General features: G+C 46.1%; 22 protein-coding genes and 1 riboswitch. Of the genes, 11 read left to right on the top strand and 11 right to left on the bottom strand.

Annotated elements, in window-relative coordinates; genetic code table 11:
- Nucleotides 1-102 precede the first annotated feature (102 nt).
- Entirely contained in the window at nt 103-996 is an 894-nt protein-coding gene (locus NST74_RS01920) for a helix-turn-helix transcriptional regulator (protein ID WP_341110187.1), read from the top strand.
- A gap of 377 nt (nt 997-1,373) precedes the next feature.
- On the opposite strand, the gene NST74_RS01915 is transcribed toward NST74_RS01920, so the two are convergent.
- Complete coding sequence (locus tag NST74_RS01915; RefSeq protein WP_341110186.1) at nt 1,374-2,930, bottom strand: sigma-70 family RNA polymerase sigma factor; 1,557 nt, start codon at nt 2,928-2,930, stop codon at nt 1,374-1,376.
- 169 nt (nt 2,931-3,099) lie between these two features.
- On the opposite strand from NST74_RS01915, the gene infC reads away from it, so the two are divergent.
- Nucleotides 3,100-3,618: a translation initiation factor IF-3 gene (gene infC, locus NST74_RS01910; RefSeq protein ID WP_341110185.1), complete on the top strand. Its 519-nt coding sequence runs from the start codon at nt 3,100-3,102 to the stop codon at nt 3,616-3,618.
- 97 nt (nt 3,619-3,715) lie between these two features.
- On the opposite strand, the gene NST74_RS01905 is transcribed toward infC, so the two are convergent.
- From NST74_RS01905 to NST74_RS01865, 9 genes are all read right to left on the bottom strand, one after another.
- The gene (locus NST74_RS01905) at nt 3,716-4,417 is read right to left on the bottom strand and encodes a histidine phosphatase family protein (RefSeq protein ID WP_341110184.1); all 702 of its coding nucleotides are present in this window, start codon (nt 4,415-4,417) and stop codon (nt 3,716-3,718) included.
- A gap of 18 nt (nt 4,418-4,435) precedes the next feature.
- A complete protein-coding gene (locus NST74_RS01900; RefSeq protein WP_042123586.1) occupies nt 4,436-5,038 on the bottom strand; it encodes a response regulator transcription factor in 603 nt (200 codons plus the stop codon).
- The gene (locus NST74_RS01895) at nt 5,035-6,189 is read right to left on the bottom strand and encodes a sensor histidine kinase (protein WP_341110182.1); all 1,155 of its coding nucleotides are present in this window, start codon (nt 6,187-6,189) and stop codon (nt 5,035-5,037) included. The genes NST74_RS01900 and NST74_RS01895 overlap by 4 nt, the downstream gene beginning before the upstream one ends.
- Nucleotides 6,190-6,193: 4 nt before the next feature.
- On the bottom strand, nt 6,194-6,928 hold the full coding sequence (locus NST74_RS01890) for an ABC transporter permease (protein ID WP_341110181.1): 735 nt from the start codon (nt 6,926-6,928) through the stop codon (nt 6,194-6,196).
- A 2-nt stretch (nt 6,929-6,930) separates the two neighbouring features.
- Entirely contained in the window at nt 6,931-7,839 is a 909-nt protein-coding gene (locus tag NST74_RS01885; RefSeq protein WP_341110180.1) for an ABC transporter ATP-binding protein, read from the bottom strand.
- Between the two features lie 180 nt (nt 7,840-8,019).
- Entirely contained in the window at nt 8,020-8,772 is a 753-nt protein-coding gene (gene nfsA / locus NST74_RS01880; RefSeq protein ID WP_341110179.1) for an oxygen-insensitive NADPH nitroreductase, read from the bottom strand.
- Nucleotides 8,773-8,803: 31 nt separating this feature from the next.
- Nucleotides 8,804-11,266 carry a heavy metal translocating P-type ATPase gene (locus NST74_RS01875; RefSeq protein ID WP_341110178.1) on the bottom strand — a complete coding sequence of 821 codons (2,463 nt, stop codon included), beginning with the start codon at nt 11,264-11,266 and terminating at the stop codon, nt 8,804-8,806.
- Between the two features lie 113 nt (nt 11,267-11,379).
- Nucleotides 11,380-11,580, bottom strand: a complete 201-nt coding sequence (copZ, locus tag NST74_RS01870) for a copper chaperone CopZ (protein WP_042123576.1) — start codon at nt 11,578-11,580, stop codon at nt 11,380-11,382.
- 53 nt (nt 11,581-11,633) lie between these two features.
- Nucleotides 11,634-11,981 (bottom strand): metal-sensitive transcriptional regulator, encoded by a 348-nt coding sequence (locus tag NST74_RS01865; protein WP_375104569.1) that lies wholly within the window; start codon nt 11,979-11,981, stop codon nt 11,634-11,636.
- 202 nt (nt 11,982-12,183) lie between these two features.
- Here NST74_RS01865 and NST74_RS01860 point away from each other — a divergent pair, with 202 nt between their 5' ends.
- The 7 genes from NST74_RS01860 (at nt 12,184) to NST74_RS01830 (ending at nt 18,719) form a co-directional block, all read left to right on the top strand.
- Entirely contained in the window at nt 12,184-13,704 is a 1,521-nt protein-coding gene (locus tag NST74_RS01860; RefSeq protein ID WP_341110177.1) for an MDR family MFS transporter, read from the top strand.
- Between the two features lie 11 nt (nt 13,705-13,715).
- Nucleotides 13,716-14,279 (top strand): PadR family transcriptional regulator, encoded by a 564-nt coding sequence (locus NST74_RS01855; protein WP_341110176.1) that lies wholly within the window; start codon nt 13,716-13,718, stop codon nt 14,277-14,279.
- Nucleotides 14,280-14,386: 107 nt separating this feature from the next.
- The gene (locus NST74_RS01850) at nt 14,387-15,364 is read left to right on the top strand and encodes an aldo/keto reductase (RefSeq protein WP_341110175.1); all 978 of its coding nucleotides are present in this window, start codon (nt 14,387-14,389) and stop codon (nt 15,362-15,364) included.
- Between the two features lie 382 nt (nt 15,365-15,746).
- On the top strand, nt 15,747-16,928 hold the full coding sequence (locus NST74_RS01845) for a hypothetical protein (RefSeq protein ID WP_341110174.1): 1,182 nt from the start codon (nt 15,747-15,749) through the stop codon (nt 16,926-16,928).
- 1 nt (nt 16,929) lies between these two features.
- Nucleotides 16,930-17,517, top strand: coding sequence for a signal peptidase I SipW (gene sipW / locus NST74_RS01840; protein WP_341110173.1), 588 nt, complete (start codon nt 16,930-16,932; stop codon nt 17,515-17,517).
- 92 nt (nt 17,518-17,609) lie between these two features.
- Nucleotides 17,610-18,230 (top strand): TasA family protein, encoded by a 621-nt coding sequence (locus NST74_RS01835; protein WP_042123563.1) that lies wholly within the window; start codon nt 17,610-17,612, stop codon nt 18,228-18,230.
- A 159-nt stretch (nt 18,231-18,389) separates the two neighbouring features.
- The gene (locus NST74_RS01830) at nt 18,390-18,719 is read left to right on the top strand and encodes a helix-turn-helix domain-containing protein (RefSeq protein ID WP_042131791.1); all 330 of its coding nucleotides are present in this window, start codon (nt 18,390-18,392) and stop codon (nt 18,717-18,719) included.
- A 208-nt stretch (nt 18,720-18,927) separates the two neighbouring features.
- Here NST74_RS01830 and NST74_RS01825 read toward each other — a convergent pair whose 3' ends face one another.
- The gene (locus NST74_RS01825; RefSeq protein ID WP_341110172.1) at nt 18,928-19,083 is read right to left on the bottom strand and encodes an anti-repressor SinI family protein; all 156 of its coding nucleotides are present in this window, start codon (nt 19,081-19,083) and stop codon (nt 18,928-18,930) included.
- 27 nt (nt 19,084-19,110) lie between these two features.
- Nucleotides 19,111-19,195, bottom strand: a riboswitch (cyclic di-GMP riboswitch).
- Nucleotides 19,196-19,667: 472 nt separating this feature from the next.
- On the opposite strand from NST74_RS01825, the gene NST74_RS01820 reads away from it, so the two are divergent.
- Entirely contained in the window at nt 19,668-22,535 is a 2,868-nt protein-coding gene (locus NST74_RS01820) for a 2-oxoglutarate dehydrogenase E1 component (protein ID WP_341110171.1), read from the top strand.
- Nucleotides 22,536-22,587: 52 nt separating this feature from the next.
- Nucleotides 22,588-23,859, top strand: coding sequence for a 2-oxoglutarate dehydrogenase complex dihydrolipoyllysine-residue succinyltransferase (odhB, locus tag NST74_RS01815; protein ID WP_341110170.1), 1,272 nt, complete (start codon nt 22,588-22,590; stop codon nt 23,857-23,859).
- Nucleotides 23,860-24,210 lie beyond the last annotated feature (351 nt).

Below are 24,210 nucleotides of genomic sequence, written 5' to 3'. Positions count from 1 at the left end.
GTATATTTGTATCCATAAGATAACATCGGAACGTTGATTTGTCGGTAGATCAGCCATACAAATGGTGGACAAATCCGACTTATTGATTGCTGGGAGGATCGCATGACCTATTTGAAAATAAATGCAGATGTACCTGTTCATTTTACAGCAGCAGGTGAATTCATCTCAGAAACGCCATGGAAACATGTAGAACGTGCAATGGGCAATTATGAGCTAATCATAGGCGTGAATGAAACGGTTTATTTAAGTGAGGAGACCAAAAGCTTCGAAGTAGGCCCTGATGAAGCTCTTTTGCTTATGCCTAATCGCACGCATGTCGGCTATAGAGAATCACGACCCGGGGTTAAATTTTATTGGTTTCATTTCGAGCTGAAAAGCGAGGGGGTATTGCTGAGTGAGACGGAAATGAAACTGGAGGCAGAAGAAATCTTTTCGCGAACACAGCGCTTATGGTCCGTACATGATCTATATCTACCACAGTTCATAAAGATCGAACACAGAGACCGGATTCATATCCTGGCGAATCAAATCCTCCATGTGGCCAACTCAGGGTATCTGACCTATTCTAGTGTTAATTATTTGTTGACCTCACTCTTAATTGAGCTGTCTGAGCATGCGCTTCAGCCGTTCGCCAGTAAGCTAATCCGTGCGCAGCAAGATGTCACCTTTGTCAAAATAGCCGAGTGGACAAGAATACATGCAAGAGAACCTCTTACGGTGGCAATCATTGCAGAGAAATTCAATTACAACAAAGATTATTTAGCTCGGCTATTTAAACAACATACCTCGATGGGGCCTTTAGAGTATATTCATTCAGTACGTGTGACTAAAGCGAAGGAGCTGCTAACCAGAACCGCCCTCAGCGTGAGGGAAATCGCGACAGAGACAGGGTTCACCGACGATAAATATTTCATGCGCCTCTTCCGAAAATACGAAAACATGACTCCAACCCAATATCGTAACGCCTATCATAAGACATTTATGAATAATGATTGAAGTAAAAAACTGCGGCAGGTTTCACGTTTTGAAAAGAGTTTGCAACAACACTCCGTCCGTGGAGCCCCCTCGCCATGGGTTGAAGAAGGGGAAAGCCGATCCTCCGATAGATAATCAGGGAATTTCTCCCTAAAAAATCTGATATTCTATTCATTTGTCTAGTGATTAAGGAATTCCTCCCTAAAATTCGACCGATTTGTTGAAAAGTATAGATATTACTCCGATTTTAGGGATAAATTCCCTAATTTCATTCTTTTGAAGCAAAAATCAGTATTTTTTAGGGATTTTTTCCGTAATTACTCTCAAGAAAAGAAGCTGAATCTAAGCAACATTAACTACTTTTGAGACAGCCCCTTCTCTAACTTACATTCTCTATATTATTGAATCGTTTGCGAAGACGAATTCCATCTCCAGCGCGGAGTTACGCCTTGCAGATGTACCCCGCCGTACCACTCATCAATCCCTTTCTTCTCGGCCCAGTCCTCTTTACCAGACATTACGTTCTCTCCGAACGCCGTTAATACAACTTCACAATTTTGAAATGGCATCCTTGACTCGTTATAACCGGGAAATTCCTTCAAGCCACGCATTTGCAGTAACGGGTATGGGTCTTGTGCCATCTGTCTTAGAATATGCCAATATTGCAAATCGCCCATGCCTAATATATGAAGCTGATCTCCCACATTTTTGAACAACCCGTAAGGGGAGTTAATTCCAGCAAGAATCATCTCCAAAGTCATCTGTTCCACAATCCCAAGTCCATTATAGGCCGATGGGAAACGTGATAAATGCGCCACGAAGGCGTCATGCGCAAATGGCAGTGCGGACGTATCTTTAGCTAGTAGCTGTTGTAATGATTCTGGACCCGGTGATACAAAAGCTTCCCAGAACGCTTGGCCTACCTCTAGCTCCTTCTCTCCAATTAACTTCCATGTTCCTGATAAAGTCTCCATTTGCTCTACAGATAGTTGTCCCAGTCCTCGAAACAGCTCAATGCCGGGATACTCTCCAATGCACAATAAGCTCAGCTTCGCGGATCCCTGCTTCTGCTTCGAGAACCAATGGAGCAAATAGCACAGCATCGTCTGGTCGAATAGATCATGCTCGAACCATAGCACCACTTCCTCATATTTATGAAAATCAGCTAATATTTTTTCCTGACTCTCACTGCCCTGTATGAATTCCTTCTGCGGAATCCCCATCGTTTGTTCCAAATATTCAGCCCGTATGAAGCGGTTATCCTGATCCGCAGGCTCTAAAAATACCGGTCCATGAGAATAGACCTCTCTCCAAACTAATACATCACCCTTCACAATTCCCTGACGCAGCTTATCTCCCACTACATCTCCGTTTACAATATGAAGCACACCTTTTCCTCCTTCGTACAAATGATTGAACACGGAGAGGACATCCGCAACAGGTAGCGCCCCCTTAAGCTTACGGCGAGCATCAAAGAGTCGTTTCTTCAATACCGGGACAGAAGTCCCCAGAAAGTCAGCAATTTCTTGAAGGGAGTATCCCTGAAAATAATATAATTGAACGGCGATCCGCATATTGGATGTCAATGCAGCTATAGACTCGTGAAGCAGTCGCCGTGCTTCTTTTTTCTCAATAATGTCTATCACATTAAATGAAGACTCTCTCGATTCCACTGCTTCATCGTAGGGTAGTGTAGGATACTGCTTTCTTCGTAAGATACGATAGCATTGCCTTGCCACAATCGCTTTAAACCAGCCTGGAAATGCCTCTACTGCTCGTAATTTATTCAAATTCAGGAAGGCTTCTGTGAAGGCTTCTTGTACAGCATCCTCCGCTAATTGATAATCGTGGAGCTTTTCATATGCAACCGCATTCGCCATTGGTGTAAAATGCCTAACAATCTGTTCAAAAGCTTGACGATCTCCTCGTCTCGCTTCTTCTATATACTGAAGCATACCTTCCCTCGCTCCCTTCTTCCGTATTATATACAAGTGCCAATGAAGTTCCCAAAGGTTACGGATATAAATCAATATCATTCACACAAATCCTACTCTTCACATTTGAACCACAAGCAACTTCCATATATGATAGCTATATCATTGTTCTCAGGGAGGATTCATAGAAGTGGCAGTATTAATCAACGAACAAATAAGAGCATCCGAAGTAGTCCTTACAGGACTTAGAGGCGAAAAGCTGGGCATCGTCTCCAGAGAAGAGGCGCTGGCCATCGCCAGATCGGCAGGTGCAGATCTGGTATGCACCTCACTGATGAGCAGCCCGCCACCTTGCAGCCTGACCGCAAAGGGCAAAGCAAAAGCTGCCGCGCAGAAGGAAGCCGCTGCAACACGCAAGTCGAATGGTAGTGCAGCATCTAAAGGGGGCAGCAAGGAAAAGGTCAAAGAGCTGCGCTTCACTGCTCATATTGAAGAGCATGATTATGATACGAAGCTTCGTCAAGCGGACAAGCATCTACGCTCCGGTAAGCCAGTGCAATTAGTCGTGAAGGCATCCGGCGCCAAAGAAGCCGCCGCTTCCAAGGCCGTATTGGAGCGACTAGTGACTGACCTAAAGGAAGTTGGAACGAAGGACACTGGCATCCAGACAGGTGGTAAAGGGTCACAGGTGAAATTAAATCCACGTTGAGGAGTGGCATATTCGTTCCGATCATATAGAGCTAGTAAAAAGGCCATCCTCTGTGGGATGGCCTTCCTCTCCATAGACAATCTCTTAAGCATTCACTTTAAACATGATTGCCCATTAATCCCCTCGGGCGATAGTTCATGCCGCCAGCATAAAGATGTGAGACATCTCCTAGTCCAATACACCTAGGAACCGCAAAGTGCTCGCTGCGCTCTTCAAACAAGATCGTCGTTACTGAGCTTGGTGCTAACCAAAATACGGACCAAGCCAAGGATAAAGGAATCTGTAATAAATGAGCTAGCCATGCGAGACCAAAGCCACCATGGCACACTACTCCAATCTTTTTGGTAGAAGGCTCAAGGATCCGATACAGGCCATCTTCTCTTTTATAGTGGTGTCGCAGCAAGAATTGATCTGAAGCCGCTTGTAATTCGCTGAACCGCAATCTGTATTCCTCTTGCTTCAACCAATGATCTGTTTCATCAGACCATACTCTCTTTCCACTAGATAATTCGCTAATATGTTCTCCGGGACTATCCCATATAGACGCCATTTGTCCATCCAACATAATCTCTGTCCAATCCAGCTCACTAGTCCAAGGTTCTGTCTGTATGACAAGTCCTGTCTCTTTGGCCACATAACTGGCAGTTGTCTGTGCTCTACCCAGTGGTGAAGCATATAGTTCATCCAGACCGATAGATGCCATGCGTTTTCCTAGTGCTGCTGCTTCCTGATGCCCGAATTCTGTTAGACCATCTATGGAATAGTCCGGATCACCATGACGAATCAGAAATATTTGCATAATAATGCCCTGCTCCCCTCAAATCCAGCCTTTTTCCTCTGCCAGTCGTACCGCCTCAATTCGACTTTTCACTTCCAGCTTATTGAGTATTTCAGAAATATAATTGCGAACTGTGCCATAAGAAAGATGAAGCGAAAAAGCGATTTCTGCCGCCGTTTGCCCTTCACCAGCCAGCTTTAAGATCTCTCGCTCACGTGCTGTAAGTGGATTCTCCTCCCGCAGGCTGCCGAAGACTAGCTCTGGAGAGACCTCCCGATGTCCAGCCATGACACGACGAATTGACTCGGCTAATTTATCTACTGGCTCGTCCTTTAACAAATATCCTTGTATCCCAGCCTTCACTCCACGCTCGAAATAGCCCGGTCGGGCAAAGGTTGTCAAGATGATAATCTTAGTCGGACAACCCTTCCCCCGCAATATTTCTGCAACCTCCAGTCCGCTCTTGAACGGCATTTCAATGTCCATGAGACATACATCCGGCTGAAGCCTGTCGATTAAAGCTAACGCCTCAGCTCCATCACAAGCCTCTCCGACGACTTCGATATCATCCTCAAGATCCAGCAGGGAAGCCATCGCTCCCCGAAGCAGACGTTGATCCTCCGCTATAACGATGGTTATCATGCACTCTCACCTCCTGTTGCTTCCTTAACGATTAGAGGGATCATAACGATCAGCGTAGTTCCCTGACCTTCTCCTGAGCTTAGCGACAGAGAGCCATCAATCAGAGATAGACGCTCTGCCATCCCCTTCATACCATTTCCATCGCTAAGCTCACCACTACATCTCTCACCGTTCTGGAGGCCAATTCCATTGTCCTTAACGGTAATTCGAACTTCTCCGGTGGTCTTCGCCACCCCGATGAAGCATTTATCCGCTCTACTATGCTTCACAATGTTAGTCACCGCTTCTTTGATACAGAGGCTGAGAATATTTTGCGTCAGGTCGGATACTCCCTCTAACGAGATATCCCCTTCCACTTCTAAGGCAATCTCCGCCGTGCGCAGCATTTCCCCGGCTTCTGCCAGTTCTTCTGCTACTGAGATCGCCCGCATTTCCGACACTAGCTCACGCACCTGACGGAGCGCAGCCCGCGAAGTACGCTGAATTTCCCGCGCCTCCTCTTGGGCTCGCTCCGTATTTTTGGTCACCAGCTTCTCTACGAGTTGGCTTTTTAATGTAATCAAGGACAACGTATGCCCGAGAGTATCATGTAAATCACGAGCAATTCGCATCCGTTCCTCACGCTTCACCAGCTCTTTAATCACCTCATTGGCTTGATCCAGCTCTTTCTCCAGCTTCTGATTCCGATTCATGGATCTCACGCCGAACGGACTAATCAACATAATAATGATAAATGGAGCTAAAAATATCATGCTTCCCCACTCCATCTCACGACCCACTAAAACCAGCACAGAAAGTACCATGACCACAAAAGAAGTAAATGCAATTTTGAACCCTTTATTCTCCGTATAGTAAGCTATAAAATTCGCGGTGAAAAAGCCCATGTACAGATTAAAGGGTGTATAAAACAAACTAAGCACCACGATGATCACCATTTGAATCGTTAACCAAACATTAAATACTCCACCCCGAACCCAATACAGCTGGCGATAGCTGATGGCGAACACCGCTATCATCAACCCGCCTAGAATGAGCTTCAATCCAGTCTCCCCACGCAAATTCAGGATGGGCAAAACCAGATAAACAGCCCATACATAAGGGAAAAACCCTTGTTTTTGTGGAAATAACCGAAACTGCGCACGCTCAGCCATTCATTCACACCGCTTCCTGTTTTTTTCGAACATAAACCGATAGTAACATAAAAACTACCAAATATCCGAGCAAAATCAAGACATTACTCCACTGCGGGGCTGAGCCACGTACAATCTCCCACGCCCCATTCCCATAGTTGTAGGAAGGTAACCAATGACCAATCTTCTGCATTAATCGTGGCAAAATCTCAATCGGCATCCACATGCCCCCCGCTACAGCTAGCGCCATATAAATCACATTACTGACTCCACTAGCCGTATCCACCCGTTTCATAGCACCCACAAGCGTACCAATCGCCAAAAACGGAAGGGAACCAATCAGAATCCATAGCCCGCTAAGCACCCATTGACCCGCTGATAAGGAGACACCATTGATTAAATAGCCTGCGGCAAAAATACAAATGACCGAGAACAGGTGCATCATCGTTTGTCCGAACATTTTTCCGAAGAAATAAATTGAACCCGGTAGCGGGGTAATCCGAATAAAGGTGGTCCAGCCTTGTGTTCGCTCTTGCACCAAACGAATGCCAAGCGTCATAATCGCTGAGCCCATTACACTAAAGGTTGCCATCGACATCAAGTAGTGAGCGCGCCACGTAGGGTCATCGTTACCTGTATTGACCACTCGGGTGAAGATGAAGTAGAACATGATGGGCATGAGCAAAGACCAGAACACATAATAGGGATTACGGATGATCCGCAGCATCTCGGCTTTACATTGTACAGTAATTAGTCTCATCTTTAGATAGCCTCCTCTTGGTTCATGGTCAATTGTTCAAAAGCGTCATCCAGACGTCCCTGATCGATTCGGACATCCTTCACAGGAAGTCCAGTCACAAAAATCGCTCGCAGTGCTTCATCCGTATCGTCTGTCGTCACATGAATTCGACCTTCTTTTTCATAACAATCTTCTATAGCGCTTAGGTCTAGCAAGTTTCTGCGCAATTGGGAGCGATCACCTACTGGCAGGAAAGACAACGAGCGCTTCACAATCCGCGATTTAATCTCATCTGGACTTCCGTCCGCAACTAAATGACCTTTGCTGAACAACAGAATACGATCGGCGATATCTTCGGCTTCCTGCAAATAATGCGTCGTGAACACAACTGTCTTACCCTGCTCCGCAAGTCCGCGAACCGTATCCCAGAATCGCCGCCGGGAAGTAATATCAAGTCCAACCGTAGGTTCATCGAAAAAGATCAGCTCCGGGTCGCCCGCCAAGGCCAACGCGAAGCCTAGACTACGCTTTTGACCGCCTGAAAGCTTCTCGGCATATCTATTCAGATCCGCTGGCGCAAGCCCTGTGGCTTTAATTAGAAATTCCATATCCATCGGCTGTGGATAATAGCTACGGATCAGAGCAATGATCTCCCGAACCTTCAGCCGATCCATAACACTTACCTCCTGCAGCATCGCGCCGGTCTTTTCACGTACCGCTTTATCTTTCGGATGTTGTCCGAAAATTTTCACTGTACCTTCAGTGGGCTCTAATAGCCCTAATAACATTCCTAATGCCGTTGTTTTGCCTGCTCCGTTCGGTCCAAGAATAGCTGTAATCGAACCCTTGGAAATGTTGAAGCTGATGTGATCTACTGCTTTTTTATCCTTATATAATTTGCTGACGCCATTCATCTCTATAACACTGTCCATTACGTAACCCCTCCGATTCCGAATGCGTTTGATCTATTTCAATCATATGGAAAAAGAGGACCTGACATTAGTATGGACTGTCATTTCTTTAAGATGACAACTGTCACCTTCACAAAAAAAAGCTGCCCTATCCATAGTTTTAACTACGAATAGAGCAACCTCTTAAGGAAAAATGCTAAATTACCGCTTAAAGAATCCTTTTCCGATAAGGAATTCCTTCATATGCATTCGTGCTGGCTGTGCCAAGCGTTCTGCCATAATTACTGACCAAGGTGTATCCTTGGCACCATTGGTCCGCTCACGCATATAGTCTGAAGAGACTTGATCGTAAGTCTTGACCTGCTCCACTGTCGTTTCGGCATTGTAGCGATTGCGATGTAGAACAGCCTCTAATGGCAGACGCGGACGCAGGCTTGTGGCTCCATCAGGATATCCCACACACATTCCAAATATCGGGTAGACCAATTCGGGCAGTCCGAGCAGCTCAGAAACCTCCGCGATCCGGTTACGAATTCCACCGATGTAAACAATCCCAAGTCCGAGTGATTCCGCAGCTACAGCAGCGTTCTGAGCAGCAAGTGCAACATCTACGGTAGCTACAATAAGATTCTCCGCAGAATCTTCATAAGAAGTCTCTCCCTGTAAATGAGGTTTTGACACTTCACGCAGCCGATATAGATCCGCACACCAGACCAAGAAGACTGGGCACTGTTCTATATAAGCCTGATTACCCGCTAATCCCGCAAGCTCTGCTTTTAGAGCCGGGTCAGTCACTGCAATAACACTATAGGCTTGTACACTGCTGGAAGTCGAAGCCATTTGGCCTGCTTCAATAATCGCTGCAAGCTGCTCTTCACTTACTGGCTTATCCTGATACTTGCGGACAGATGCATGGTTCATTAATAGAGATATAGTCTCGTTGTTTACTTGCACAGCGGCCACTCCTTACATAGTTAAGTTTCTCTTACAGCTTTACCCGCTGCAAACGAAGTGCATTTAAGACGACGGACACAGAACTGAATGCCATCGCAGCTCCAGCTAGCCATGGAGCTAGAAATCCGAGTGCAGCAATGGGTATACCTATTGTATTGTATGCGAGTGCCCAGAACAAATTCTGCTTAATATTGCTCATTGTTTTACGGCTCATCATTATAGCATCGGGTATACTCTTCAGATCTCCCCGCATCAGCGTAATATCTGCTGCCTCCATAGCTACATCCGTCCCTGTACCGATCGCCATGCCCGTGTCTGCAGTAGCCAGTGCAGGAGCATCATTGATGCCATCTCCAACCATAGCTACCTTTGTCCCATTTCGCTGCAGCTTACGAACTTCCTCCGCTTTACCCTCCGGTAGAACCTCTGCTAACACTTTTCGAATGCCCGCTTGCTTCGCAATAGCTTCGGCTGTGATTTTGTTGTCCCCTGTAATCATTACGACCTCTATACCCATCTCATGAAGCGCTGCTACAGCTGCTTTTGAGGTTGGCTTAATCGTATCCGCCACAGCGACAATACCGGCAATCTCATCGTCCACCGCTACAAGCATAGCTGTCTTTCCTGCCTCTTCCAGTCTCTTCATGACTGGGGCCCACTCTGTGATGTCCATGTGATGATCTTCCATCATCCGCCGTGTGCCTACCATAACCTTCTGGTCTGAGACCACAGCCATAATTCCGCGTCCAGGGACATTATCAAACTGCGCAGCAGTTGGCAAGGTCAAGCCTTTTTCGGTAGCTCCTGCTACGATAGCTTCCGCAAGCGGATGCTCTGATAATTTCTCAGCTGCAGCAGTTAAAGCTAGTAGACGATTCTCGGCATTTTCTTTACCATAAGCGGCAATTCCAGTTGTAGTCACGATATCTGTCAGCACGGGTTTACCGTTTGTAACCGTACCTGTCTTATCCAAAACAACGATCTTAATCCCTTGTGCACCTTCTAAATGCTCACCACCTTTGAACAGGATGCCAAGCTCCGCAGCACGGCCCGATCCCGCCATAATGGAGGTCGGGGTAGCTAGACCTAGTGCACATGGGCAAGCGATTACGAGCACTGCAATGGCTTTTTCTAGAGCATCGGCGAACTGACCAGGTGCTGCCCAGAAATACCAGACCAAGAAAGTGATTACCGCAATCCCTACAACAATCGGTACAAAGATCCCTGAGATGACGTCCGCGATCCGCTGAATTGGCGCTTTGGAGCCTTGTGCCTCCTCCACTACTCTAATGATTTGAGCGAGTGCAGTGTCTCTTCCTACCTTGTTTGCTTTGATTCTCAAGATCCCATTCTTATTTAAAGTAGCACCGATAACAGTATCTCCAGGTTTTTTCTCTACAGGAATACTTTCTCCGGTCAGCATAGACTCGTCCACAGAAGAAGAGCCCTCTACTACCTCGCCATCCACTGGCACCTTTGTTCCAGGCTTCACCAATACAATATCGCCGGGAATCACTTCATCTGTCGAGATATTCATTTCTTTGCCATCGCGGATCACGAGAGCCGTCTTGGCCTGAAGCCCCATTAAGCTCTTAATGGCGTCAGAGGAACGTCCTTTCGCTAGCGCCTCGAACCATTTACCGACGAGGATGAGCGTGATGAGTACAGCACTCGTCTCATAATACATTTCTACGGTATGATTCATTCCCTTCATACTTAATGAATCAATCGTCAGATAAAGACTGTAGAAATACGCTGCGGATGTTCCCAGTACGACCAGCACATCCATATTAGCACTCCCGTTACGAAGTGCTTTATACGCGCCTACGTAGAACTGCCAGCCGATGATAAACTGTACGGGAGTCGCCAGAACAAGCTGAAACCAAGGATTCATAAATATCTCCGGTGTTGGAATCCAGCTTGTGAATGAGAAATGACCTGCCATCGCCCATAACAATGGGAAAGAAAGAATAGCAGAAATGCCCCACTTCCACTTCTTATGCTGAATTTCCTGTACACGACGATCCACATGATCCTTGCGGTCTTCTTTAAGGGTAGCTTTATATCCGATATTGCTTACCTTCTCCATGATCTCTCTTGGACTAATATTACCGGGAGTATATTCTACATGTGCCGTTTCCAGCGCTAAATTTACGTTCACTGCTGCGATACCCGGCGTACGGCTCAACACTTTTTCGATCCGCGCCGAGCATGCTGCACAGGTCATGCCTGATATATCAAAATCCGCGGTCTCTTTGACGGTATCATAACCAAGAGCGCGGATTTTATCTTCGATTTGTGGTAACCCTGATACAGAAGGATCGAATCCGACAGTGGCTTGTTCCAAGGCTAAATTTACATTTGCGCGAGAAACACCCTCCATCCGTGACAAACCTTTCTCAATTCGAGCTGCACAAGCAGAACAGGTCATACCTGTAATCTGTACGGTCGCTTGCTGTTCATTGGGTGAAGCTGTTGTTTTTAACTTATCCATGATTCCAAAGCCTCCTCATACCCCTATAGAGTATGATAATTTCTATAAAAAGAAAAGGCATTGGAGCTTATGGCATCCCCATACAGCTCCAAGCCTTATTACTCTGCTTCAAATTAAACTACATCATACCCTTGATCTTCAATAGCTTCTTTAATAGCTCCAAGACTTACCTTGTTCTCGTCATATTCAACGGAAACTTTTTTAGCAGCAAGATCAACTTTTGCAGTAGCTCCAAGATTACCTACAGCCTTCTCTACAGAGCTGACACAGTGACCACACGACATTCCTTCAACGTTTAATGTAGCGTTCGACATTAATATTACCTCCAGTAAATGTTATGAAGCCATGCTCAAGGAGCAGTAGCTTATTATTTCATTAATTTGTTAACCGTAATTAGCAGCTCATCGATAACCTCATGTTCACCGGCTTCGATTCGTTCAATAATACAACTCTTCATATGCCCTTCCAGCAGCATCTTACCAACACCGTTTAGTGCCGCTTGAACCGCTGCGAGCTGATTGAGCACATCATCACAATAAGTATCCCGCTCTATCATACCCTTTATCCCGCGGATCTGGCCTTCAATCCGGTTGAGGCGAGTATTCAAACCATTCTTGAAATCTGCTGAATGATGACTCATTCGTTCTCCAGATGCTGAAGAATGACAGCCCGCTTCACAGGATTTCTCAGTTTGTTCTTGCTTACTAGTAGACATAAGAATCAGCCTCCTTGCCATTAATATAATATACCCCCGTAGGGTATGTCAAGAGGGATTCTTCATTGCTGGCACTCCAATTCCATTTTCCGAAAAAAACTATTGCCGCCCTATTCAAATTTGAATATAATAAGTTTTGCTTCTAATGTATGAACATTATTTGAACGGAATAACACTATTTAGAAAAAGGAGCCTGCGAAGCATGCATACTAAAGAAAGTAATCTAAAACTCGTAGTTGTCGGCCTGCTGCTCGGTATTCTGATGTCCGCGATGGACAATACCATTGTAGCTTCAGCTATGGGAACCATAGTCTCTGACCTTGGCGGTCTGGATAAAATCGTATGGGTCACCTCGGCCTATATGGTCATGGTAATGGCTGGAACCCCTATCTTCGGCAAGCTCTCAGATATGTACGGACGTAAACGTTTCTTCATGTTCGGTCTGATTGTATTCTTGGTTGGCTCAGCACTGTGTGGTACTGCAACCAGTATTACGCAGCTCAGTATTTATCGGGCTGTTCAAGGGATCGGCGGCGGTGCACTAATGCCTATCGCCTTCACCATCGTCTTCGACATATACCCTCCTGAAAAAAGAGGAAAGCTGACCGGCCTATTCGGTGCCGTCTTCGGAATCTCCAGTGTACTAGGACCGTTACTGGGTGCATATATCACCGACTATGTAGGCTGGCAGTGGGTATTCTACATTAACCTGCCGCTCGGAATTATTGCACTGTTTCTGATCGCAACTTCTTACAAAGAGTCGATCTCTCATGCAAAGCAGCGTATCGACTGGGGCGGAGCCTTCACTCTCGTCGGCGCTATTATCTGCTTAATGTTCGCACTAGAGCTGGGAGGCAATCAATACGCTTGGGATTCTAGTGTTATCCTCGGCTTGTTCGCCGGTTTTGCTGTACTGTTGCTGGCATTCATCCTCATTGAGAGAGTGGCGGCTGAACCTGTTATCTCGTTCGCGATGTTCAGTAAACGGTTGTTTGCAACAAGTAGTGTGACAGCCTTGTTCTATGGTTCTGCCTTTATCGTAGCTACAATTTATATTCCTATCTTCGTACAGGGTGTATTTGGCGGCTCCGCAACGAACTCAGGATTGATCCTCATGCCGATGATGATCGGAACGGTCGTGGGCAGTCAGACCGGAGGGCTGCTTACAACCAAAACCAGCTTCCGCAACATTATGATCTTGTCCGCAGTCTGCTTTGTCGCAGGTGTCTATAGTCTAAGCACTCTGTCACCAGATACCTCCCGTCTCATGCTGAATATATTTATGGCCTTGACCGGGTTCGGCGTAGGCTTCTCCTTCTCCGTACTAAGCATGGCGGCGATTCATAATTTCGACATGCGCCAACGCGGTTCGGCAACTTCAACAAGTACCTTTATGCGCTCTCTTGGGATGACGTTGGGAATTACAATCTTCGGGATTATTCAGCGTAATAGCTTCACGAGCAGCATTAGCGATGCTTTTGGCGGAAGTGAGCAATCAGCAGCCTTCGGCGATCCGCGGGCGGCTCTGACACCTGAGGCAAGAGCCAAGATTCCACCTGAAATTTTAGAGAAAATATCCAGCGCACTGTCCTCTTCTATCGCACATACCTTTATGTGGGCCTTGATTCCTGCGGTCCTTGGTTTAGTCTTTGTGCTGCTTATGCCAAAAGACCGCCTCACCATTCCGAGTAAAGCTGCTCAGGCATCCGAGGGTAAAAGGTAACGATTATGTCGATGAAATTGGCCATTCTCGGTCTACTGCTGGAACGGAATATGCATCCCTATGAAATTACAATAGTTATGAAAGAACGCTCCATGGACCGGATTACAAAATTGCAGCTCGGGTCTCTTTATTACGCTGTCGATAAACTTGCACAAGATGGCTATATCGAAGCTTTAGAGGTGATTAGCAGCAGTGATCGCCCAGACAAAACCATTTACGGTATTACTGAGCAAGGCAAACAATTATTCGAACAGTTAATTCTGCAGCAAATTAAAAAGAACGAGCCTTTCTATCATCCGATGTATATGGCGCTAGCCATGTCGCGTCATGTCGATCAAAGCAAAGTGGAGAAGCTGCTCGAAGAACGTATTCGGGAAACTGAACATCAGGTAAATCTGGCTTATCAGGTATATGAAGAACATATTCCCATTGTTCCTCGTTCCGCTCTTCATCTCATGTACGGCACCTATGAACATAACCTGACGGAGCTAAAATGGCTGAAACGCCTCTATAATGACGTTGTAGCACGTAAGTTAAATGATGTCGGAACACCACAATCTAGAGTAGAGGCCTAAAGGCCTCTTCTTTTTTTGGTTGCCCAGTTGTAATAAATACCATACAGGATTCTAAAAGTGTACAATATGTACGTGTACGCAATCATATTTTCCTAGGAGGAATCACATTGTTGAGAACGCTGCCTTTAAACAAGCGCGGTATACCAGCCAGCCGTATTGCTCTAGGTTGTATGGGATTTGGTGGGGGCTGGGATCATGAACCTATTACCGCCGAGAATGTTAAGCAAGGACATGCAGCCGTCGACGCTGCACTGTCTATTGGTATCAATATGTTTGATCATGCAGATATTTATACCCGCGGTAAAGCCGAGAAGGTGTTCGGTCAGATTTTCAAAGAACGCCCAGGACTCCGCGAAGAAATCATTATTCAATCGAAATGCGGTATTAAGCTAATGGAGCCTGGAGACAGCTCTAATGTGTTTGATTTCTCAAGCCAGCATATTCTAAGCAGTGTAGATGGAATATTGCAGAGACTAGGAACTGAATATTTAGATATTCTGCTGCTTCATCGGCCTGATCCCCTAATGGATCCGGAGGAAGTAGCCTCTGCATTGCATCAATTAAAAGCAGCAGGCAAGGTTCGTCATTTCGGTGTATCCAATATGAGCGCATCGCAAATCAAAATGCTCCAAGCCTATTGCGATGAGCCCTTTATCGTAAACCAGCTACATATGAGCCTAGCCAAGCTGAGCTGGGTCGATGCTGGAATCAGTGTAAACCGTGAACCTTGGAAGGATATTACCTTTCCTGAGGGAACCCTTGAGCATTGTCGAACGGAGAATATTCAGCTTCAAGCTTGGGGTCCACTCGCACAAGGCTTATTTAGCGGACGTTCATTAGAGGATCAACCAGAGAATATCGTCCAGACAGCTGCCATGGTTAAACAACTTGCAGATGAAAAAGGAACAACACCCGAATCCATAGTGCTATCCTGGCTAATGACACATCCGGCAGCTATTCAGCCTGTGATTGGGACTGTGAATCCGCAGCGCATTGCTGCCTGCGCCGATGCGGACAAGCTGGAGCTTACTCGTAAAGAGTGGTATGACTTATACGTTAGTTCGCGTGGTACTCGTCTTCCCTAATCCACTCCACAAATTCAACTCCAAAGGATTCTTAATAGCCTAATCGTGCCTCTCGCATGATTAGGCTATTTTTAATGCCTCCCCCTTTTTTACATGTCGTTCTTTATTGCGAATAAAAATAGATATCGAGCGAAAAACCGAGGTAAATAGAGATAAATTAACATTTTTGTTCTTTATAGAGCACAAACGAGGATTATTGGCAGTTTTCTTTTCAATTTATTCCATGTATTATTCATTACAGAAGTTGTTCTTTATTGAGAACAACAATAACGAACCAAAGAAACTCAAGACATTGAGGGGAGGTATTCCTCTGAGACCCAGATCAGCAAAAAGAAGACCTAAAAGAAAGAGGCAAATCGGACTACGTGTTCTGCAATCAGGGATGGCTGTCTCCGTCTTGTTTCTGTATACCTCGCAGCAAGTGGGTAATACCTACGGTGGTTTTGGAGCTACTACGCAAGCGACCAGCACAATTAGCTTTTGTGAAGTCTTTCCAAACTCGATCAAAGGGCTTCTAACAGAACTCAAAGATCATATCGAAAAAGCCACTGCTTTAAAAGGATCGCTGCAAAGCTATGCCCCTTCAGGCAGTCTCTCAGATGTTTCGGGAATAGAAGGCATGTCGCTGGATGAGCTTGATGTCGCAGCGCAAGAGATTTCCTCGCAAATCTCCGCGCTTCAATCTCAAATTGATGGCGTTAATGAGCAACTGGCCACCAACAGCCAAATTTGGAACGAAATCAATAGTGAGCTGAACGCAGCAGCAGCCGTATTATTCCAGATTGGAGGATATATGACCTCTCTAGATTCAAACTGTTTAGAAATCAAGGATGAACAATTCTTCAGTGAGCTGCAAAATAGCCTGAATCAAAGTGGTGTAATCTCTGAATCCCTGAATGCTTCCTTGAATGGAGTCATCCAATATCTAAATTCTATTCACGACATCGGTCTTCCGTTTGCTTCGGTAGTGACCAGTGATGTATATGGACAACCCGAGTTACGCAATGAGGCATTTCAGCAGCCGTTCCCCTACCTGATTGCTTTTAGTCAACCGGCTGGCAATATCTCTAGCGAGCTTACCTCCACTTATGAAAATCTCAATACTGAAATGAATGGTCTTAAAGAATCAGCTACTTCAGGCATCAGCACTCTTCAGAGTCAGCTCCAATTGATCAGTCAAACCCGCGAACAACAATTGGAAGCCCTTGAGAAAGCCCGATTAGAGGCGCTGGAACAAGCGAAGAAAGAAGAACGTTTGGCCCTGGAGAAAAAAGAAAAGCAAGAAGCAGAGGACAAAGCGAAAGCTGAAGCTGAAGAGAAAGCAAAAACGGAAGCGACTCCACCAACAGGTGAAGCTGCTCCAGAGAACATAAATAAAGAGCAACCTGAAGCCCCAGCCACTAACCCGGTCGATCCGGAAGTTGGTGAAGAGCCAACGATTCCACAAGATATACCACAGCAAAAGGTTCCTCAGGAGACGCCAAAGGCGGAAGCTACAACCTCTTCCCCACCGGCAGCAACACCAGCTCCTTCGGCCCTTCAACAAGACAAAGGTGGAGAATAATATGCGGATTAAAAAAATGATCAACAATACATTATCGAGCATCATGCTTGTGATCTTTATTCTGCTGGTGATAGCCGTAGTGTTATCCAAGGCCTCCGGCGGTGAACCTGCCTTCTTCGGATACCAGATCAAATCGGTACTCTCAGGTTCGATGGAGCCAGGGATTCAAACCGGATCGATTGTCGCTTTAAAACCCGGAGGAGATATGAATCGCTTCAAAAAAGGCGATGTTATCACCTTTAGAAATGAAGAAAACCTGCTCATTACTCACCGTGTTGTAGAAGCAACAATGAACAACGCTACTGGTGAAGCCATGTATCGCACGAAAGGCGATAACAATGATGCGCCTGATATGAACCCTACCAGTTCCACAAATGTTGTAGCTGAGTATACCGGGGTCACTGTTCCTTATGTAGGTTACGCTATGAATTTCGCAGTTTCCAAAGCTGGAAGTGTTGTGCTCATGATCGTACCAGGCTTGATGCTCCTGCTCTATGCCCTGTATTCATCATGGAAGGCTGTAGCTGCACTCGAAAAGAAAAATGCGGCTATACTGCCCACCTCTCCACCTCCAACTGAAATACAGTAATTCGTTGATTGTCCGCTTCCGCTTACGAACCGGAAGTTACAATATATAACTTTTATAAAAAAAACCACAAAAACCGAGGAGGAATTTTAATTATGGGTATCAAAAAAACATTGGGTCTTGGCGTAGCATCTGCAGCACTGGGTTTATCATTGATTGGTGGAGGAACTTTCGCTTACTTTAGCGACACTGCACAAAGCACCGCTACATTCGCAGCTGGTACACTGGATTTGAACTCTGATCCTTCTGTTATCGTTGATTTGAAGGATCTGAAGCCAGGCGATACGATCAAAAGAGACTTCAAACTAAAAAATGACGGTACACTTGATATCGGTTCGATCCTCCTCAAAACAGCTACCTCTATTAATGATGTAGGTGGTAACAACGGCGCTAACGATTTGGCAAAATTCATCAAAGTTAAATTCCTGGTGAATAAAGATAAAAGCGGCATCTTACCTGGTAGTGAAGAGAAAGTAGTTTGGGAAACTACCCTGGCCGATTTGAAGACTCAGACACCGGATCTCGTAAAAAATACTGGACTTGATGCAATCTGGGGTACTAGCGAAGCATCTGGAATTAAGGCTGGCACAAATGATAGCTTCACCGTTCAATTCGAATTTGTTGATAACGGCCAAGAGCAAAACTACTTCCAAAAAGATTCATTAACTCTGACTTGGGATTTCGTAGGTAAGCAAACCGCTGGATCCGCTAAATAATCTAATAAGTCTTCCATTCGAAGAGCAGCAGATTCTTATTCCGGAAAGCGGATAAGTAGATGCTGCTTTTTTCTTTACAATAATCTTTGTCGAATTTATTGATATTTGCTATACTAATAACAAAAATTACGGAGGGGCGTCAGCATAGTGCCACAAAATATGGGCCAACGTATCCAGCATCTCCGCCTAGAAAAGGGATTGTCCCTATCTGAGCTTGCGGACAGAGCGGATGTTGCTAAGTCGTATCTTAGCAATGTGGAGAGAAACATCCAATCCAATCCTTCAATCCAATTTATCGAAAAGATCGCCGACGCGCTTCAGGTATCCATCCACGCTTTGCTCTATGGAGAACCTAATGATGCTGAGGAATCACCTTTAGATTCGGAATGGTTCCGATTGGTGCAGGAAGCTATGGCCTCAGGCATAAGCAAACGCGAATTCAAGGAGTTTCTGGACTACCAGAAATGGCGCCTGGATCAGAAGGATTAATCCTTCCATCTGATCTGATAAGATCCTCTTCTACTCATACTATCAAGCATAAGCGCCTTCGTTCTCCTAAATGGACTGCGAAGGCGTTTTATATTCTACTAGAATATAAGGACAGTGTGTCATCTGAAACTTATAGCTGCTTAATATAAAGAAAAAAAGCACAGCGAGTTATCGCTGTGCTCATTTGATATGTAATGCTCTGAATGTATTACTGCACGGCTTGCACAGTCTTCTCATTTAAGAAGCGACGAATTTCATCTGCCTTTATGCCAGCCTTCTTAGCTGCTAATAATAAATGGACCCACTCTACGTCTAGATCAATGACCTGCTGTTCTTTGTTGCTTCCCTGGTTGGACTTGTCCAAAAAATCTCCTCCTAAGATTTTACGTCCCCAGGCAATCCGGCTGTCATAGTATTTCTACCTTAGACCCGCGACTTTGTGCCCCTGCCTTTCGGCAAGTTTACCTTTTACTGGACCCTTTACGTGAAAGGATCTACTTTGAAATATATGAAAAACGCTAACTGCAATAACATTATACTATACTAAAGTGAAAAAGTGTGTCGATTTCTGATTAGTTTTTCCATTAAAAAACAAAAAATAGAAGTTCTTTTATAGAATTTCCTGTCCTATTATCGCGATACTCGTCTTATTCATAAAATTATATAACCCAATATAATAATGCCCCATCCCCTATTTAGTTAAAATTAAGGATAATAGAATCATTTTAGTAGGCCTTTAGAATGGGTAATAAAAAAGAACAACTCTTTATTTAGTAGAACAAGCTAACCCATACCATTTTGCGAACGTATTAGACGAAAGAATGAATTGATTACATGTGTGGAAAGTAGCACAATAAGATGAGGAATGAAACCGCAATCATCACAGCTCCTACAAGCATTGACACAAAATGTCACGTATGGAGTTCATCCGTTGAGGAGGATGTATTCATGGCAGCCAAAGAGCCCTATAACGAATCCATTTGGAGTAAGTATTATGGACCCAATTTAGGCTACATTCAAGAAAGATACGAGCAATTTGTGAAAGACCCATCCACCGTAGAGAATAATTATCGCGAACTTTTTACAAATTCGGGTCCCCCACCATTAACACCGGATAGCGAACCGGCTCCACAGCCTCGCATTTCGGGAGACACCGAATGGCTTAGAAAAGCAGTAAGAGCTTCCAAGTTAATCGCTAATATTCGTATATATGGCCATATGGCCGCTGAAATTGATCCGCTTGAGCGGGACCACAATCCCATGGCTAAATATCTCGAACTTGAAACCTATGGGCTGACCCGTGAGGATCTGATCGCATTACCTGCCACACTCATTTGGGAGAATGCACCGAATGACGTGCATACCGGATGGGATGCTGTTCAGCGTATGCGTCAGGCATATACCAAAACTATCGCCTATGAATTCGGGCATGTGCATGAGGAAAAAGAATTGCAATGGCTGAATAGACAGGCAGAATCCACTAGCTCACCAGCACCTTTAAATAATTCAGAACGCAAAGAACTACTAAACCGCCTGATTCAAGTAGAGCAATTCGAAACCTTCCTCCACAAGACCTTTGTGGGCCAGAAACGTTTCAGCTTGGAGGGCAACGACGCTCTTGTGCCGATGCTCGATGAAATCGTACGCGCTGCTGCGCATGACGGTGCAGAGCATATTCTGATGGGTATGGCGCACCGCGGCCGTCTCAACGTTCTCGCACATATTTTAGGCAAACCTTATGATATTATATTTTCAGAGTTTCATCATTCTCCAAACAAGGAGCTCTTCCCTTCCGAAGGCTCTACAGGCATTAACTATGGCTGGACGGGTGATGTGAAATACCATCTCGGTGCAGACCGCGCTGTCCGTGAAGGAGAAACCGTACGCACAAGAATAACACTAGCGAACAATCCAAGTCACTTGGAATTCGTCAATCCTGTCGTGGAAGGTTTCACTCGTGCCGCTCAAGAGGATCGGAGCACTGCCGGACTGCCTAAGATTGATACCAGTAAAGCTATAGCAGTGCTAATGCATGGCGATGCTGCTTTTCCAGGTGAAGGGATTGTTGCAGAAACACTTAATATCGGCAAACTTCAAGGTTATCAGAATGGTGGAACGATCCATATCATTGTTAATAACCGGATCGGCTTTACGACCGAAAGTGAAGACTCCCGTTCTACGCATTATGCCAGTGATATCGCCAAAGGGTATGAAATCCCGATTGTCCATGTCAACGCCGATGATCCGGAGGCCTGTGTAGCAGCTGTCCGTTTAGCTAGCGCATATCGCCACCAATTTAAAAAGGATTTCGTGATTGATCTCATCGGCTACCGCCGTCATGGTCATAACGAAATGGATGATCCTGATACTACACAGCCTATTGTTTACAGTAAGGTGCGTAAACATCCAACCGTCTACAAGGTTTATGCTGAACGACTACAGCGTGAAAAGATTCTTACAGCTGACGATGTTAAAGAGATGAATGCTGCTGCAGAAAGCGTTTTGCAACGTGCGTATGATAGTATGAAGGAAGGCAATCACAAGAAAAAAGAACCAAAAGCCTTCATTCCTTTAGAAGCGGAACACGCTGCGCCAGGCTCAACAGCATTATCTATCTCCAGCCTGCAGGAGATCAATCGTGAACTGCTGACTGTGCCCGAAGGATTCCAAGTCTATCCGAAGCTGGAACGAATTCTGCAACGCCGTAAGGATGCACTGAATGAAGGTGAAAAGGTCGACTGGGCACTTGCTGAGTCTCTCGCCTTCGCTACCATTCTAAAAGATGGTACGCCAATTCGCCTGAGCGGTCAGGATGCTCAGCGCGGAACCTTCGCTCATCGCCATCTAGTGCTGCACGACAGTAAGACTGGGGAATTGTTCTCTCCACTTCATCAGCTGAGTAATTCCCGCGCTTCCTTTGGCGTATACAACAGTCCGCTGTCAGAAGCATCGGTATTAGGCTTTGAGTATGGTTATAACGTGTTCGCACCGGAAACCTTCGTGATCTGGGAAGCACAATATGGCGATTTCGCTAATGCAGGTCAAGTTATATTTGACCAATTCATTGCCGCTGGACGCGCCAAATGGACGCAGCGCAGCAATCTTGTCATCATGCTGCCTCATGGTTACGAAGGCCAGGGACCTGAGCATTCCAGCGGTAGATTGGAACGCTTCCTGCAATTATCCGCAGAAGAAAACTGGACCGTTGCCAACTTGACGAGCGCCTCCCAGTATTTCCATCTCTTGCGGCGCCAAGCGGCGTTATGCGGACAGGAAGATGCAAGACCGTTAGTCATCATGACACCGAAGAGTCTCATTCGTAATACACGGAGCGCTTCTGCCGGAACTGAGCTCGCCTCAGGACAATTCCAGCCTGTGTTATCAGAGCCTCTGCTAGGCAAAAAACCAGGTGAGGTTAAGCGTCTTGTAGTCTGCAGCGGTAAAGTAGCTATCGACATCCAAACAGAACTCGAAGCTGCCTCAGACAAAGATTGGTCTTGGCTACATGTACTTCGCCTAGAGCAACTCTATCCGTTCCCAGAACGTGAACTGAATGCTCACCTAAGCTCGTTCCCAGCTCTTCAGGAAATTGTCTGGGTGCAAGAAGAGCCGAAGAATATGGGTGGCTGGAGCTACACCGAACCTCGGTTACGCTCCATTGCACCGCAAAACACCAGCGTGAGATATATCGGACGTCCTGAACGTTCCAGTCCAGCCAGTGGTTATGCAGATGTTCATAGCTTTGAACAGCGTAGAATTGTTTCAGAGGCCCTAAAATCAAATTCACAAGTACAAACGGCTGTACCGTCCTCCTAAGAGGACGGTATCACAATAGCGTAAACCATTATGTTTGGGGAGGTAACGGCCTGTGTCAGAAATCTTAGTACCCGATCTGGGAGAATCTATATCCGAAGGAACCATCTACAAATGGCTGGTTAAAGAAGGCGACACGGTAGGTCAAGGCGATGTGCTTGCTGAGTTAGAGACAGATAAAGTCAATCTGGAAATTAGTGCGGAGGTGGAGGGTGTCATCTCCTCCATCCTGCGTCAAGCGGGCGAGAACGTAGCCGTTGGCGAAGCCATCGGCATCATTGGAGCCGCTAGCGGCAGTAAGCCGCAGGCCGCTGAGAGCAAAGAGCCTGAAGCGGCACCGGCAAGCGGCAGCGCAGCAGCCGCACCTGTAGCAGCGCCCGAAGCCCCTGCAGGTGGCGACAGCCACACTGCATTGGCATCGCCGGGCGCACGCAAGCTGGCACGGGAGCGCGGCATCGACCTCGGCGAGGTTAGCGCCCGTGATCCGATCGGCCGGATTGGTCAGGCCGATGTGTCGGGTCATGGTGCAGCAGCGCCGCTGGCCGCTGCACCAGTAGCTCCGGCGCCGCAAGGCAAGCCGGAGCCAGCGAAGCCGGCAGCGAGCAAAGCCGCGCCGGAGGATGGCAAGAACGTGGAGCGCAAGCGCATGTCGCGCAGACGGCTCACGATTGCCAGCCGCTTGGTAGAAGCGCAGCAGACCGCAGCTATGCTGACCACCTTCAACGAGGTGGATATGACCGCGATCCTCGACATCCGTAAGCGCCGCAAGGATGCTTTTAAAGAGAAGCATGAAGTTGGACTAGGCTTCATGTCCTTCTTCACCAAAGCCGTGATCGGTGCGCTGAAGACGTATCCACTGCTGAATGCTGAAATCGATGGTGAAGATCTGGTCGTTAAGAAATTCTACGACATCGGTATTGCCGTTGCAGCTAAGGAAGGTCTGGTGGTTCCAGTTGTCCGTGACGCGGATCGCCTCAGCTTCCCGGAAATCGAACGCCAGATTGGCGAACTCGCTTCCAAGGCACGTGCGAATACGCTAAGCCTCTCCGAGCTTCAAGGCGGAACGTTCACCATCACAAACGGCGGTGTATTCGGTTCCCTGTTATCCACTCCGATTCTGAATACCCCTCAAGTAGGTATTCTTGGGATGCATAAGATTCAATTGCGTCCAATCGCGCTGGACGAAGAAAGAACCGTTAACCGTCCAATGATGTATATCGCCCTCTCCTACGATCACCGGATCGTTGACGGCTCCGAAGCGGTAAGCTTCCTCGTCAAAGTGAAGGAATTGCTGGAAGATCCAGAAGCGCTGCTGCTGGAAGGTTGATCCTGATCGATCTTTCAACTTAAGAATATAAAGAAGGTATCCCTAGAGCTTCGCATTAGGGATACCTTCTTTTATATCTTACTCAACCTGCTACCTTATTTGCATACGATTCAACTGTATTTTATACACTTATTTATTTCTGATCTGCTCATCCCCTCTTCCCTAATTGCATTCTCTACAACTAAAATCCGTAAAAACGTTCATTCCCACTAATCTAACCAGTAATAGTTGTATCAAATACAGCTACAGAGCTTATTTAAAGGTATTAGTTAACTTTAATTGCACATAGTACAACTAACTTAGTGCATGTAAATACAAAACTACAAAACTACAAAACTACAAAAACGATAA

The sequence above is a fragment of the Paenibacillus sp. FSL F4-0125 genome, assembly GCF_038008565.1.
GTDB lineage: Bacteria > Bacillota > Bacilli > Paenibacillales > Paenibacillaceae > Paenibacillus_AQ.
This window is presented reverse-complemented; position numbering and strand designations above follow the sequence as displayed.

Bases quoted from the DNA above. Each gene is read 5' to 3' on its own strand.
- NST74_RS01920 (WP_341110187.1), top strand. From the start codon at position 103: ATGACCTATTTGAAAATAAATGCAGATGTACCTGTTCATTTTACAGCA.
- NST74_RS01915 (WP_341110186.1), bottom strand. From the start codon at position 2,930: ATGCTTCAGTATATAGAAGAAGCGAGACGAGGAGATCGTCAAGCTTTT.
- NST74_RS01905 (WP_341110184.1), bottom strand. From the start codon at position 4,417: ATGCAAATATTTCTGATTCGTCATGGTGATCCGGACTATTCCATAGAT.
- NST74_RS01900 (WP_042123586.1), bottom strand. From the start codon at position 5,038: ATGATAACCATCGTTATAGCGGAGGATCAACGTCTGCTTCGGGGAGCG.
- NST74_RS01895 (WP_341110182.1), bottom strand. From the start codon at position 6,189: ATGGCTGAGCGTGCGCAGTTTCGGTTATTTCCACAAAAACAAGGGTTT.
- NST74_RS01890 (WP_341110181.1), bottom strand. From the start codon at position 6,928: ATGAGACTAATTACTGTACAATGTAAAGCCGAGATGCTGCGGATCATC.
- NST74_RS01885 (WP_341110180.1), bottom strand. From the start codon at position 7,839: ATGGACAGTGTTATAGAGATGAATGGCGTCAGCAAATTATATAAGGAT.
- NST74_RS01875 (WP_341110178.1), bottom strand. From the start codon at position 11,266: ATGGATAAGTTAAAAACAACAGCTTCACCCAATGAACAGCAAGCGACC.
- copZ (WP_042123576.1), bottom strand. From the start codon at position 11,580: ATGTCGAACGCTACATTAAACGTTGAAGGAATGTCGTGTGGTCACTGT.
- NST74_RS01865 (WP_375104569.1), bottom strand. From the start codon at position 11,981: ATGTCTACTAGTAAGCAAGAACAAACTGAGAAATCCTGTGAAGCGGGC.
- NST74_RS01860 (WP_341110177.1), top strand. From the start codon at position 12,184: ATGCATACTAAAGAAAGTAATCTAAAACTCGTAGTTGTCGGCCTGCTG.
- NST74_RS01855 (WP_341110176.1), top strand. From the start codon at position 13,716: ATGAAATTGGCCATTCTCGGTCTACTGCTGGAACGGAATATGCATCCC.
- NST74_RS01845 (WP_341110174.1), top strand. From the start codon at position 15,747: ATGGCTGTCTCCGTCTTGTTTCTGTATACCTCGCAGCAAGTGGGTAAT.
- sipW (WP_341110173.1), top strand. From the start codon at position 16,930: ATGCGGATTAAAAAAATGATCAACAATACATTATCGAGCATCATGCTT.
- NST74_RS01835 (WP_042123563.1), top strand. From the start codon at position 17,610: ATGGGTATCAAAAAAACATTGGGTCTTGGCGTAGCATCTGCAGCACTG.
- NST74_RS01830 (WP_042131791.1), top strand. From the start codon at position 18,390: ATGGGCCAACGTATCCAGCATCTCCGCCTAGAAAAGGGATTGTCCCTA.
- NST74_RS01820 (WP_341110171.1), top strand. From the start codon at position 19,668: ATGGCAGCCAAAGAGCCCTATAACGAATCCATTTGGAGTAAGTATTAT.